The sequence below is a fragment of the Halomonas denitrificans genome, assembly GCF_003056305.1.
Classification (GTDB): Bacteria; Pseudomonadota; Gammaproteobacteria; order Pseudomonadales; family Halomonadaceae; genus Halomonas; species Halomonas denitrificans.
This window is the reverse complement of sequence record NZ_PYVX01000002.1, coordinates 223,629-236,600: the sequence shown is the minus strand read 5'-3', so window position 1 is coordinate 236,600 and position 12,972 is coordinate 223,629. Positions and strand designations below refer to the sequence as shown.

Annotated in this window: 11 protein-coding genes; 8 read left to right on the top strand and 3 right to left on the bottom strand. The window is 68.4% G+C overall.

Annotated features, from left to right (window positions below; genetic code table 11):
• The first annotated feature begins 86 nt into the window (after positions 1-86).
• Both katG and C9F13_RS07220 read left to right on the top strand, forming a co-directional pair.
• A complete protein-coding gene (gene katG, locus C9F13_RS07225; protein WP_108445568.1) occupies positions 87-2,252 on the top strand; it encodes a catalase/peroxidase HPI in 2,166 nt (721 codons plus the stop codon).
• A gap of 322 nt (positions 2,253-2,574) precedes the next feature.
• Positions 2,575-2,970, top strand: coding sequence for a cupin domain-containing protein (locus C9F13_RS07220; protein WP_108445567.1), 396 nt, complete (start codon positions 2,575-2,577; stop codon positions 2,968-2,970).
• A gap of 84 nt (positions 2,971-3,054) precedes the next feature.
• Here C9F13_RS07220 and C9F13_RS07215 read toward each other — a convergent pair whose 3' ends face one another.
• Both C9F13_RS07215 and C9F13_RS07210 read right to left on the bottom strand, forming a co-directional pair.
• Complete coding sequence (locus C9F13_RS07215; RefSeq protein WP_108445566.1) at positions 3,055-4,524, bottom strand: protein adenylyltransferase SelO; 1,470 nt, start codon at positions 4,522-4,524, stop codon at positions 3,055-3,057.
• A gap of 90 nt (positions 4,525-4,614) precedes the next feature.
• Positions 4,615-5,481 carry a LysR substrate-binding domain-containing protein gene (locus tag C9F13_RS07210; RefSeq protein WP_108445565.1) on the bottom strand — a complete coding sequence of 289 codons (867 nt, stop codon included), beginning with the start codon at positions 5,479-5,481 and terminating at the stop codon, positions 4,615-4,617.
• Positions 5,482-5,586: 105 nt separating this feature from the next.
• On the opposite strand from C9F13_RS07210, the gene C9F13_RS07205 reads away from it, so the two are divergent.
• The 3 genes from C9F13_RS07205 to C9F13_RS17620 all read left to right on the top strand — a co-directional run bounded on the left by C9F13_RS07205 (position 5,587) and on the right by C9F13_RS17620 (position 8,917).
• Positions 5,587-6,474, top strand: coding sequence for a DMT family transporter (locus C9F13_RS07205; protein ID WP_108445564.1), 888 nt, complete (start codon positions 5,587-5,589; stop codon positions 6,472-6,474).
• Positions 6,475-7,076: 602 nt separating this feature from the next.
• The gene (locus C9F13_RS07200) at positions 7,077-8,732 is read left to right on the top strand and encodes a sodium:solute symporter family protein (protein ID WP_108445975.1); all 1,656 of its coding nucleotides are present in this window, start codon (positions 7,077-7,079) and stop codon (positions 8,730-8,732) included.
• A gap of 56 nt (positions 8,733-8,788) precedes the next feature.
• A complete protein-coding gene (locus C9F13_RS17620) occupies positions 8,789-8,917 on the top strand; it encodes a putative transporter small subunit (protein ID WP_211310926.1) in 129 nt (42 codons plus the stop codon).
• 172 nt (positions 8,918-9,089) lie between these two features.
• Here C9F13_RS17620 and C9F13_RS07195 read toward each other — a convergent pair whose 3' ends face one another.
• A complete protein-coding gene (locus C9F13_RS07195) occupies positions 9,090-9,770 on the bottom strand; it encodes a GntR family transcriptional regulator (protein WP_108445563.1) in 681 nt (226 codons plus the stop codon).
• Positions 9,771-10,013: 243 nt separating this feature from the next.
• Between C9F13_RS07195 and dctP the strand changes: the two genes are divergently transcribed.
• The 3 genes from dctP (at position 10,014) to C9F13_RS07180 (ending at position 12,951) form a co-directional block, all read left to right on the top strand.
• Positions 10,014-11,009 carry a TRAP transporter substrate-binding protein DctP gene (gene dctP, locus C9F13_RS07190; protein ID WP_108445562.1) on the top strand — a complete coding sequence of 332 codons (996 nt, stop codon included), beginning with the start codon at positions 10,014-10,016 and terminating at the stop codon, positions 11,007-11,009.
• 85 nt (positions 11,010-11,094) lie between these two features.
• Positions 11,095-11,622: a TRAP transporter small permease subunit gene (locus tag C9F13_RS07185; protein ID WP_211310925.1), complete on the top strand. Its 528-nt coding sequence runs from the start codon at positions 11,095-11,097 to the stop codon at positions 11,620-11,622.
• Positions 11,623-12,951, top strand: coding sequence for a TRAP transporter large permease (locus C9F13_RS07180; protein WP_108445561.1), 1,329 nt, complete (start codon positions 11,623-11,625; stop codon positions 12,949-12,951).
• The last annotated feature ends 21 nt before the right edge of the window (positions 12,952-12,972 follow it).

Below are 12,972 nucleotides of genomic sequence, written 5' to 3'. Positions count from 1 at the left end.
GACGACGGAAGACATTGTCCCGAGGGGCCGACGTCGTCTATGACTACCAGACAGTTCCATCAATGCAGCAATGATCGGAGAGCGACATGGGTGATCAACAAGCAGGCAAGTGCCCGGTGATGCACGGTTCCAACACCCAGGAGAAGGCCGATGTGGCCGCCTGGTGGCCGGAAGCGCTGAACCTGGACATCCTCCACCAGCACGATCGCAAGACCAATCCGATGGGCGAGGACTTCGACTACCGCGAGGCGGTCAAGACCCTCGACTACGACGCCCTCGTGAAGGACATGCACGCGCTGATGACCGAAAGCCAGGAGTGGTGGCCGGCCGACTGGGGACACTACGGTGGCCTGATGATCCGCATGGCCTGGCACGCCGCGGGCACCTACCGCCTGGCCGACGGCCGCGGCGGCGGCGGCACAGGCAACCAGCGCTTCGCCCCGATCAACAGCTGGCCCGACAACGGCAACCTGGACAAGGCGCGCCGCCTGCTGTGGCCGATCAAGAAGAAGTACGGCAACAAGGTCAGCTGGGCCGACCTGTTCATCCTGGCCGGCAACGTGGCCTATGAATCCATGGGCTTCAAGACCTTCGGCTTCTCCTTCGGCCGCGAGGACATCTGGCACCCCGAGAAGGACATCTACTGGGGCGCCGAGAAGGAGTGGCTGGCCCCCTCCGACAACCGCTACGAAGACGTCGACCAGCCGGAGACCATGGAGAATCCGCTGGCCGCCGTGCAGATGGGCCTGATCTACGTGAACCCGGAAGGGGTGAACGGCAACCCGGACCCGCTCAAGACCGCCGAGCAGGTGCGCGTCACCTTCGCCCGCATGGCCATGAACGACGAGGAGACCGCGGCGCTGACCGCCGGTGGCCACACCGTCGGCAAGACCCACGGCAACGGCGATGCCGAGGCCCTCGGGCCGGAGCCGGAAGGCGCCGACGTCGAGAACCAGGGCTTCGGCTGGCTGAACCCGAACATGGGCGGCAAGGCGGCCAATGCCGTGACCTCGGGCATCGAGGGCGCCTGGACCTCCAACCCGACCCAGTTCGACATGGGCTACTTCGACATGCTGTTCGGCTACGAGTGGGAGCTCAAGAAGAGCCCCGCCGGCGCCAACCAGTGGGAGCCCGTCGACATCAAGGAGGAGGACAAGCCGGTCGATGCGACCGACCCCTCCAAGCGCCATAACCCGATCATGACCGACGCCGACATGGCGATGAAGATGGATCCCACGTACCGGGCGATCTGCGAGAAGTTCATGGCCGATCCCGAGTACTTCAAGGACGCCTTCGCCCGCGCCTGGTTCAAGCTGACCCACCGCGACATGGGGCCGAAGGCCCGCTACATCGGCCCGGACGTGCCGGCCGAGGACCTGATCTGGCAGGACCCGGTGCCCCAGGGCGAGACCAACTACATCGAGGAGGTGGTCAAGGAGAAGATCGCCGAGGCCGGCCTCTCCCTGAACGAGCTGATCTGCACCGCCTGGGACAGCGCCCGCACCTTCCGCGGCTCCGACATGCGCGGCGGCGCCAACGGGGCGCGCATCCGCCTGGCCCCGCAGAAGCACTGGGAGGGCAACGAGCCGGAGCGCCTGGCCAAGGTACTGAAGGTCTACGAGCAGATCTCCGCCGACACCGGCGCCAGCATCGCCGACGTCATCGTGCTGGGCGGCAACCTGGGCGTCGAGATGGCGGCCAAGGCGGCCGGCCACGACGTCCACGTGCCCTTCGCCAAGGGCCGCGGCGACGCCACCGAGGCGATGACCGACGCCGAATCCTTCGAGCCGCTGGAGCCGTTGGCCGACGCCTTCCGCAACTGGCAGAAGAAGGAGTACGTGGTCAAGCCGGAGGAGATGCTGCTGGATCGCGCCCAGCTGATGGGCCTGACCGCGCCGGAGATGACCGTGCTGCTGGGCGGCATGCGGGTGCTCGGCACCAACCACGGCGGCACCGCCCACGGCGTGTTCACCGACCGCGTCGGTCAGTTGACCAACGACTTCTTCGTCAACCTGACCGACATGGGCAACCGCTGGGAGCCCACCGGCAAGAACGAATACGCCATCGTCGATCGTCGGAGCGGCGACACCCGGTTCACCGCGACCCGCGTCGACCTGGTGTTCGGCTCCAACTCCATCCTGCGCGCCTACGCCGAGCTGTACGCCCAGGACGACAACGAGGAGAAGTTCGTGAAGGACTTCGTCGCCGCCTGGACCAAGGTGATGAACGCCGACCGCTTCGACCTCGACTGAGGCCCCGCCCCGGGCCGCCGCCACGGGCGGCCCGGCGCCACCGATCGGTCGACCGAGCCGCGCCAGCCCTCTTGGGCGGCGCGGCTTTTTTTCGTGCCGCCGGCCGGCGGGAAGCGGCCTTGACCGCTTCCCGCGATGGGACTATGCCAAAAAGGAGCGGCAGACGGCTGTCGCTCCGAAATGCAGGCCGGGCCCGGGACGGATTCACGACATGGCCGGACGGATTCCCCGTCCTCCCGTGCAGGCCCGCCTCTCTCCATGGCCTGGATGCATTCCGCTCATCCACTACACCCTACCGTCGCCATGACGGAGGGAGGCCATCATGAACCTGCAGTTCTCCACCACCTGTGCCGCCGCGACCCTCATCGTGGCGCTGGGCGTTCCGGGGCTGGCAGCCGGCGATTCGACCCCGCTGATCAAGACCGAGCTCCAGGGCGTCGACGGCATGGAGGTCAATATCGTCGACTACGATGTTGGGCCCGACTGGGTCACCGACCGCCATATCCACCCTGGCCATGTCTTCGTCCACGTGACCGAGGGCTCCCTCGAGGTCGCGGTGGAGGGGAGGGAGCCACAGACCGTTGCGGCGGGGGAAGTCTTGTACGAGGAGCCCAACCAGCCGATGGTCGGGCGCAGCGTCAGCGCCGAGGGCGTCAAGTTCACGGTCTTCCAGATCGGTCCGACCGGTGAGCCCCTCATGGTGGCTCAGCCCGAATGACGCCGCGGCAGGCATGAGCGTCGCGCGTCCGCCACGACGGCCGACCGGCTCGCCCGATCGGCCGTCGTCTTGCGCGAAGCCCCCTCAGGTCCCGCAGAAGGTGCGGAACACCGCCTCGCCGGCCGGTGCCGGCCGGGCGTAGGCCTCGCGGCCGGGCTGGGCCTCGAAGGGAGTCGCCAGCACCTCGGCCAGCGTCTCGAAGGGCGTGAGGTCCCCCTCGGCGGCGGCGGCCAGCGCCGCCTCCACCTGGTGGTTGCGGGGGATATAGAGCGGGTTGGTGCCGCGCAGCCGCGCGGCGATCGTCGTCGGGTCCGCGTTTTCCCGGGCCAGCCGCGCACGCCAGCGCGGCAGCCACTCCCGCAGCGCCTCGCCGCTATCGAACCGCTCGAGCAGCCCGGGGGCGTCCTCTTCCACCGCCTCGCTCAGGCCACGGAAGGCCAGGGTGAAATCGGCGCGGCCGGCCTTCTGGGCCTCGAGGAAGGCCTCGGCGAGCTCGCGGTCGCCCTCCTCCTCGCCGACCAGTCCCAGTTTCTTGCGCATCACCGCCAGCCACTCGGCCTCGTACTGCGCCGGGTAGGCCTGGATCACCTCGGTGGCGCGCTCCACGGCGCGGTCGGCATCGTCATCGATCAACGGAATCAGGGTCTCGGCGAAGCGCGCCAGGTTCCACTGGGCAATCCACGGCTGGTTGCGATAGGCGTAGCGGCCGCCCTCGTCGATGGAGCTGAACACCTGCTCGGGGTCGAAGGCCTCCATGAAGGCGCAGGGACCGTAGTCGATGGTCTCGCCGGAGATCGAGGTGTTGTCGGTGTTCATCACGCCGTGGATGAACCCGAGCCCCATCCAGCCGGCGACCAGCCGGGCCTGGCGCGCCTGCACGGCCTCCACCAGCGAGAGGTAGCGCGTCTGCGCGGGCAGTGCGGCGAGTTCGGGATAGTGCCGCTCGATGGCCAGGTCCGCCAGCAGGCGAATGGCCTCCTCGTCGCCCCGGGCGGCGAAGTACTGGAAGGTGCCCACGCGCAGGTGGCTCGAGGCCACCCGGGTCAGCACGGCACCCGGCTCGGGCACCCGCCGAAAGACCCGCTCGCCGGTGGCCACCGCGGCCAGCGCCCGGGTGGTGGGAATGCCCAGCACGTGCATCGCCTCACTGATCAGGTACTCGCGCAGCACCGGGCCGAGCGGCGCGCGCCCGTCGGCCCCGCGGGAGAAGGGCGTGCAGCCGGCGCCCTTGAGCTGGAGATCACGCAGTCGCCCCTCGCGGTCGGTCACCTCGCCCAGCAGCACGGCGCGGCCGTCGCCCAGGCGCGGGTTGAAGTGGCCGAACTGGTGGCCCGCATAGGCCTGTGCCAGCGGCTCGGCGCCGGTCGGCACGGCGTTGCCGGAGAACACCTCGGCGGCGCTCTTCTCGTCGAAGGCCGCCGTATCGAACCCCAGTTCCTCGGCCAGCGGCCGGTTGAAGGCCAGCAGCCGCGGCGCTTTCACCGGCACGGGGTCGAAGCGCAGGAAAAAACGGTCCGGCAGGCGGGCGTAGCGCAGGGTGAACTCGGGAAACATGGCGACTCCGATCGGCGGCTGCCGCGGGGCAGCGGAGGATGAATACCCGAGTATATCGCTCGGAATTGCGCTTATCGACCCGCCGCCACCTCACCCCTCCCCCAGGGAGAGCTCCTCACGGATCAGCTCGGCCAGGCGACGGGCCGGTTCGGTGGGGCGCCGCGCGGCGCGGTGCAGCGCCAGCTCCACGGCCGGCAGCGCCGGCAGGCCGCTCGACTCGTCCAGGGCGCGCAGCTGCGGGGTCAGCATGCTGCGGGTCACCACCACGATGGCCAGGCCCGCCTGCACCACCGGGCCCAGGCCGACCATCGACTGGCTGGTGTAGGCCACTCGCCAGTCGCGGCCGGCGGCGGCCAGCGACTGCTCGGCCACCTCGCGGAACAGGTCGGCGCCCTGGGAGTAGAGCCCCAGCGGCAGCGGGTCGGTCAGCGAGGGCTGGTACTGCAGGCCCACCGCCCAGGCGAGCGGCTCGCGGCGGATGAACTCGCCGCCCGGCGAGCGGCGCTGGCGGGTCACCAGCGCCAGGTCCAGCTCGTCGGCCCGCACCTGCTCCATCAGGTGGGCGCTGGTGCCGCAGGTCACCTGCAGGCGCACCTCGGGATAGAGCTGGTGGAACCAGGAGAACACCGAGGTCAGCAGGCTGGCGTAGTCCTCGGGAATGCCCAGGTTCAGCTCGCCGGTGACCCGCCGCATGCGCATGTCGGCGAGCGCCTCGTCGTTGAGCAGTAGCAGCTTCCTGGCATGGCCGAGCAGCCGCTCCCCCTCGGCGGTGAAGCGCAGCCGCCGCCCTTCTCGCTCGTGCAGGGTCACGTCCAGCGCGCTCTCCAGGCGCTGCAGCTGCATGCTGACGGTGGACTGGGTGTAGGAGAGGCGTCGCGCGGCGGCGGTCACGCTGCCGGTGTCGGCCACCGCCACCAGGGTTCGCAACAGGCCGAGGTCGAGCGTCGGGGCGCGCATAAACATCACCAAACTTGATGGTTCATATCAATAACGATCGATTTTGTGATGAGTATGGACCGGATAGCATGCCCTCGTCACTCACTGGGCAAGGAGGTTGCGATCATGCTGGGTCATACGCTAGGCGTTTCACGTTTTCCATGGCATGGCGCCGGCGCCGCCGCGCTGGCCGTCCTCCTCTGGGCGCTGGTGCCCCTGCTGATGATCGCCGCCGGCGATCTGCCGCCCCTGCGCCTCTCGGCCATGGCGCTGCTGGCCGGCGCGCTGGGCACCCTGCCCATGGCCCGCCAGCGGCGCACCCGCGCGGTCGGGCCCTCCCGTACCCAGGGCGTGGCGATCAACCTGCTCGGCGCGCTGCTGATGGCCGGGGCCGTGGGCGCCTGCGTCGCCGCCTTCTCCCTGGCCCCGCCCGCCGAGGCGGCGCTGATCACCTACACCTGGCCGGTGATCTTCCTGCTGGCGAGCCGCTGGCTGAGGCTACGGCGCCTGCCGCTGGCCACCGTCGGCGGCGCGCTGCTGGCCTTCTCCGGCGCCGCCCTGCTGGTGGTGCCCCAGGCGCTGAGCGGCGGCGTCTCGGGCGCCTGGAGCGGCTACCTGCTGGCCTTCGCCACGGCGCTGTGCTGGGCGCTCTTCTCACTGGCAAGCCAGGTACCGGGCTTCCGCTTCGGCGAGCGCATGCCGCACCTGCTGCTGATCGCCAGCGTGATGACCGGCGTCGCCAGCCTGGCGCTGGAGGGCGTCAGCGAACTGCCGTCGTCGCGGGAACTGCTGGCCACTGCCGCCCTGGGCCTGGGGCCCTACGGCATCGCCATGCTCGCCTGGGACCGCGCCCTCGGCGATCCCCAGGCGCATCGGCTGGGCAACCTGGCCCACGCCGTGCCGGTGCTGGCGACCCTCTTCCTGGTGATCGCCGGGGTCACCTCGCCGGACTGGCGCCTGCCGCTGGCCGCCGGGCTGGTGCTGTGGGGCAGCTACACGGCCTCGACGCGCTGATCGCCGACCCGGGCCGCGACTGAGCGATTGCTTATTTTTCGAGACGCTGACGGCAGTTCCCCGCCATCTCGAAGACGATTGGACATCTTGCTGTCATGCCAGTAGGGTATTGGCGCCTCGGGTGAAAACATCGACAACGCCCCGAGGCGGTCACTCCCCGTGACCGACTGGTCTCGCTTCACCGCAGACTGGATCACCGGCACTTTCGACTGTCCGTCGCCGACGTCATCGATAGAGAAGGAATCCATGTCGCCCCACTACGCCGAACAGGGCCGCTGCATGCCGCGCCGCCCGCCGCCAGCCCGCTCCTTCCCCGGGTAACGCCACGCGGCGCCGCCTGAGACGGCCCGTGCGCCTGTGCACCGTCCCGCCGACGGACCGCACCGATTGAATCGCGCTCCACGAGCGCCGATCCCGACCCTGTCGGCCCCAGGCCCGATACAAACGCCGCGTGCGCGATCATCACCCCACCCTGACCGACCATCGCGTCGGGCCGCCGCCCTGCGCGGCCGCCCCGTGACGGGCCCGTTCCACTCACCGAGGGACTGCTTTTGAACAGCGCATCGCTCCATCAATTCTCGACCCTGACCGTCATCCTGCTGATGCTCGCCTTCTACGGCGGCACCTACCTGCTCACGCTCGGCATCCGCAAGAAGAAGGAGGACGCCGACGCCTTCATGGTCTCCAACCACCGCATCGGCTTCGGCATCGGCGCGGCCAGCATGACCGCCACCTGGATCTGGGCCGCCTCCTTCTACGCCGCCGCCACCTCCGGCTACACCTACGGCGTCTCGGGCCCGATCCACTACGGGCTGTGGGGGGCGCTGATGATCCTCTTCATCTATCCGTTCGGCCGGCGCTTTCGCAAGCTCGCCCCCAACGCCCACACCCTGGGCGAGCTGATCCACGCCCGCCACGGCAGCTCCAGCCAGCTGATCCTGGCGCTCTCCAACGTGCTCGGCAGCGTGATCAGCCTGATGGTCAACTTCACCGCCGCCGGGGCCCTGGTCTCGGTGCTCTCGCCGCTCTCCTTCCAGGCCGGGGTGATCATCGCCGGCGTCGGCGTGCTGCTCTACACCCTGTGGTCGGGCTTCCGCGCCTCGGTGCTGACCGACTTCGCCCAGCTGGTGGCGCTGATGGCCATCGCCGTGGTGATCATTCCCGCGGTGTTCTTCGCCATGGGCGGCCCCACCGAGCTGGTCGCCGGCCTCGACAACCTGACGCCCGAACAGGCCGACTTCTTCTCGATGGACGCCATCCTCAACCAGGGTGCGCCCTTCTTCGTCGCCGTGCTGGCCTACGCCATCGGCAACCAGACCATCTCCCAGCGCCTCTTCGCGGTGAACGAGGAGCACATCAAGCCGACCTTCCTCACCGCCACCGTCGGCTACGGCGCCATCGTCATCGGCCTGGGCATGATCGGGCTGATGGCCCTGACGCTCGGCATCGAGCCGCTCAACGGCGACATGAACAACCTGATCCCGCAGATGGTCTCGGGCTACCTGCCGCCGATCTTCATCGCGCTGTTCTTCATCCTGGTGATCGGCTCGCTCTCCTCCACCGCCGACTCCGACCTCTCGGCGCTGTCGGCGATCATGATGGCCGACGTCTACGGCAAGAACATCGCCCGCGGCAAGGCCGACCCCCAGCGCATGCTGCTGGTGGGCCGCCTGACGATGATCGTCGCCACCGCGGTGGGCATCGTCTTCGCCAGCTTCTCGCTGGATATCCTGGTGATGCTGGTCTTCGTCGGCGCGCTGTGGGGCGCCATCGTCTTCCCGGTGATCGCGAGCTGCTTCTGGGACCGCATCACCAACGCCGCCTTCACCACCTCGGTGCTGGTGGCCATGGTGATGTTCTGCCTGGCGCGCTTCGAGTGGCTGCCGCTTTCGGGCGCCACCGGCCTGCTCTTCGAGCTGCTGGCGAGCATCGGCGGCGGCGTGATCATCGGCCTGATGGCCTTCGGCTTCCTCGGCCGCGCGCTGGGCTTTCTCGCCGGCGGCCTGGCGCTGGTGGCGATGCTGGTCTTCGCCACCGGCTTCCTGCGCGAGTACACCGTGCTGCTGGCCTCCCTGACCGCCTACGGCACCAGCACCCTGGTCTGCGTGGTGATGAGCCTGGCAAGCCGCCAGGTGCGCTTCGACTTCGCCACCATCGGCGAGCGGGTCGGCGACTACGACCAGGCCCCGGTCGCGCCCAAGGCGGCCCCGCGCCGGGCCGCGGCACCGGCCACCGCCACCCTGGCCGGCCAGCGCTGAGCCGACACCTATCCACCGCGGCGCCGGCCTCCGGCGCCGCCATGAGGAGAACGACCATGACCCTGCTCTACGGCTTCTACGTGCTCGTCTGGCCCGCCCTGACCCTGGGCGTGCTGGTGCTGATCTGTCGCGCCGTGCTGCGCGACCGCCGCGACGCCAAGCGCGAGCATCGCGAGCTCGTGTGATCCACTCGCGACCTTGATCGCGGACACGACCGAGGCCCCGCCGGCAGCCGCCGGCGGCATCGGCCGCCAGCAGTGGCCGCTCGCCTTCGAGGCGGGCGACGGCCCGCTGGAACTCACCTGACGGGGACCGGCCCGCCCGACGTGCCTTGCAAAGTCCGCCCGGCCGGGCGGCTCAGTCGGTCTCTTCCTGGCAGGCCTCGAAACGACGCACGCTGGCGACGAAGTCGCTGAAGCGTTCTCCCTGGATCAGCACGTGGTCGCGCATCAGACGCTCCGCCGACGCAGCATCCCCGCCCTCGATGGCGTCGAGGATCTCGCGGTGCTCGGCCAGGGAGCGCCCCATGCGCTGGCGGACCTGCAACTGCAGGCGACGATAGGGTTTCAGGCGCTGCTTGAGCTGGCGGGCCTCATCGGCCAGGAAGCCATTGTGGCTGGCCGCGTAGATGGCGTGGTGGAAGCCCTCGTTCTCGTAGTAGTACTCGTCGGTGTCGCCGCCCCTCGCCGCCACCTCGCAGCGCTCCATCGCCTCGCGCAGGGCGACGAGTTCCTCCTCCGAGATGCGCCGGGCGGCGAGGCGTCCGCACATGCCCTCGAGTTCAGCCATCACCTCGAACATCTCGATCAACTGGTCCAGGCCCACCTTGGCCACGAAGGTGCCCTTCTTCGGCACCACCGTCACCAGACCGCTCGCCACCAGCTGCTGGACGGCCTCCCGCACCGGGGTCCGCGACACGTCGAACTCTCGACACAGGGCCTCGGTATCGAGGCGCTCGCCGGGCGTTCGTCGCCCATTGATGATGTCATCTTCCAGTGCGTCCCTGAGTCGCTGGGCATTGGATCGCTTGCTGTTCACGGACTCTCTCCCTCTACCGATCTGACGCGCCTCGACGATGGACCATCGGGCTCGCTACCCCACTTTTGTCTAAGCCCTGAGAATTGACAGTAATATGACTTCAAGGCTATTCAAGTATACATCAGCTTAGCTGATGGATACTTCACAACAAGATTGCTTCAGGACCAAAGCTTCTACGGCGTCGTCTCACGACGAGCGCTTCATGACGATTCACAACAATAAGAGTCCCAGGAGATGCCAACCATGAATGCCAATTTCACCCCCGTGGCAGCTGCCGCGCTGACCCTCGCCTTCGCTTCCTCCGCCAGCGCCGAGACCGTGCTGCGCGCCTCCCACCAGTTTCCGGGCGGTCAGGGTGACGTGCGTGACGAGATGGTCCAGATGATGGCCGATGAGGTCGAGGCCGCCAACGTCGACCTGAAGATCCAGGTCTATCCCGGCCAGTCGCTGTTCAAGGCCAAGGAGCAGTGGGGCGCCCTGGTGCGCGGTCGCCTCGACATGACCTCCCTGCCGCTCGACTACGCCAGCGGTCGCCACCCGGAATTCTCGGCAACGCTGATGCCGGGCCTGGTGCGCAACCACGAGCGAGCCCAGCGGCTCAATGACTCCGAGTTCATGGGCATGATCAAGGAGGTCATCAACGAGGCCGGGGCCCGCGTGCTGGCCGATGCCTGGCTGGCGGGCGGCTTCGCCTCCGACATCCGCTGCATCACCTCGCCGGAGACCGTCGAGGGCCAGACCATGCGCGCCGCCGGGCCGGCCTTCGATGAAATGCTGGCCACCGCCGGGGCCTCGATCACCTCGATGCCCTCCTCGGATATCTACACCGCGATGCAGACTGGGGTCCTCGACGGGGCCAACACCTCCTCCGGCTCCTTCGTCTCCTACCGCATCTACGAGCAGGTCAGTTGCCTGACCGCCCCGGGCGAGAACGCCCTCTGGTTCATGTACGAGCCGATCCTGATCTCCGAGCAGAGCTGGGAAGGCCTCAGCGAGGAGCAGCAGCAGGCCCTGACCGCAGCCGGAGAGAAGGCCGAGGCCTTCTTCGCCGAGGAGGCCGCGGCGCTGGACCAGCAGATGGCCGACGTGTTCGAGGAGAACGGTGTCGAGGTGGTGCAGATGTCGCCGGAGGACTACCAGGCCTGGCTGGACATCGCCAAGGAGAGTTCCTACAAGACCTTTGCCGAGAACGTGCCCAACGGGCAGGCACTGATCGACGCGGCCCTGGCCGTCGAGTGAGCGGGCCCATGGGCCGGATGCGTCAACCGGCCCTTCCTTCCACGGCCGCCCCGACCAGGGCGGCCTTCCCCTCCTCGAGACCGGAATGCGCATGATGAACACTCATAGCCACACGATTGCGTCCAGGCGTGGCGTGATCGGCCTCTACATCCGCCTGATGGACGGCCTCTCGTGCGCCACCGCCGTCCTCGCTGGCGCCCTGCTGCTGGGGGGCGTGCTGGTCGTCTGCCACATGATCTTCATGCGCTACGCGCTGGGCGAGAGCACCATCTGGCAGACCGAATTCGCCGTCTTCTCCATCACCGGGGCCATGCTGCTCGGCGCCCCCTATGTGCTACTGACCGGGGGGCACGTGGCCGTGACGGTCCTGCCCGACGCCCTGGGTGGCCTGGCCCGGCGACTGATGAACCTCGCCGCCTCGCTGGTGGGCCTGGCGTTCTGCGTCGCCCTGGCCTATGCCGCCTGGCTCTATGTGCTGGAGGCCCTGCACGGGGGCTGGACCACCGGAACGGTGTGGAACCCGCCGCTCTGGCCGGCCCTGCTGCCCATGGCCGTGGGCATCAGCCTGCTGTCCCTGCAATACGTCGCAGAAATCCTACGCGGAGACACCTGAATGGACCCGGTAACCAGCGGAATCCTCATCGTCGTGGCGCTGTTCGGACTGATGGCCATCGGTACCCCGATCGCTTTCGCCCTGGGCGGCGTATCCCTGGCCGCGCTCATCCTGAATCAGGGCATGAGCGAGCTGACCTACTTCGGCGAGACCTTCTTCGGCAGCCTCGCCTCCTTCGGCTTCGTCGCCATCCCCATGTTCATCCTGATGGGCGCCGCCGTGGCCTCCTCGCCGACCGGTCGCGACCTCTATCGCTCGCTGGACCTATGGCTCGGCAAGGTGCCCGGCGGCCTCGCCATCTCCAACATCGGCGCCTGCTCGATCTTCGCCGCCCTCTCGGGCTCCTCGCCCGCCACCAGTGCGGCGATCGGCAAGCTCGGCATCCCCGAGATGCGCAAGCGCGGCTATCCCGACGGCGTGGCCGCGGGCTGCATCGCCGCCGGCGGCACCCTGGGCATCCTCATCCCGCCCTCGGTCACCATGATCGTCTATGGCATCTCCACCGAGACCTCCATCGGCCGACTGTTCATCGCCGGCGCCGTGCCGGGGCTGATGCTGGCCCTGCTGTTCATGGCCTGGACGCTGATCGCCTGCAAAATGGCCGGCGGCTACGACACCCCTAACCCGGTCGCCGCGGCGGCGAACCAGATCAAGGAGAACGTCGAGGGCAACATGAAGGCCCTGGTGCGTGTGCTGCCCTTCCTGGTAGTGGTCACCGGGATCCTCTTCGCCCTCTATGGCGGCGTCGCCACCCCCTCCGAGGCGGCGGGCGCCGGCGCCTTCCTGTGCCTGGCGCTGGCCATCGTGGTCTACCGCATGTGGCAGGTGAAGCCGCTCAAGGTGGTCTTCCGCGACGCCCTGCGCGAGAGCGTGATGATCATGCTGATCATCGCTTGCGCGGAGATCTTCGCCTATGCGCTCTCCTCGCTGTTCATCACCCAGACCGTGGCCGGCGCCATCGCCGACCTCGAGGTCAACCGCTGGGTGCTGATGGGGATCATCAACCTCTTCCTGCTGGTGGCCGGCTTCTTCCTGCCCCCGGTGGCGGTGATCGTGATGACCGCGCCGATCCTGCTGCCGATCATCCTGGCGGCCAACTTCGACCCCTACTGGTTCGCGGTGGTGCTGACCATCAACCTGGAGATCGGCCTGATCACGCCGCCGGTGGGCCTGAACCTGTTCATCATCAAGGGGATCGCGCCGGACATCGCCCTGAAAGACATCCTGCTGGGCAGCCTGCCCTATGCGCTGTGCATGGTGCTCGGCATCGTCCTGCTGTGCTTCTTCCCCGGCATCGCCACCTGGCTGCCCGACCTGATCATGAACTGACATGCGCTCGACACGGAGCAA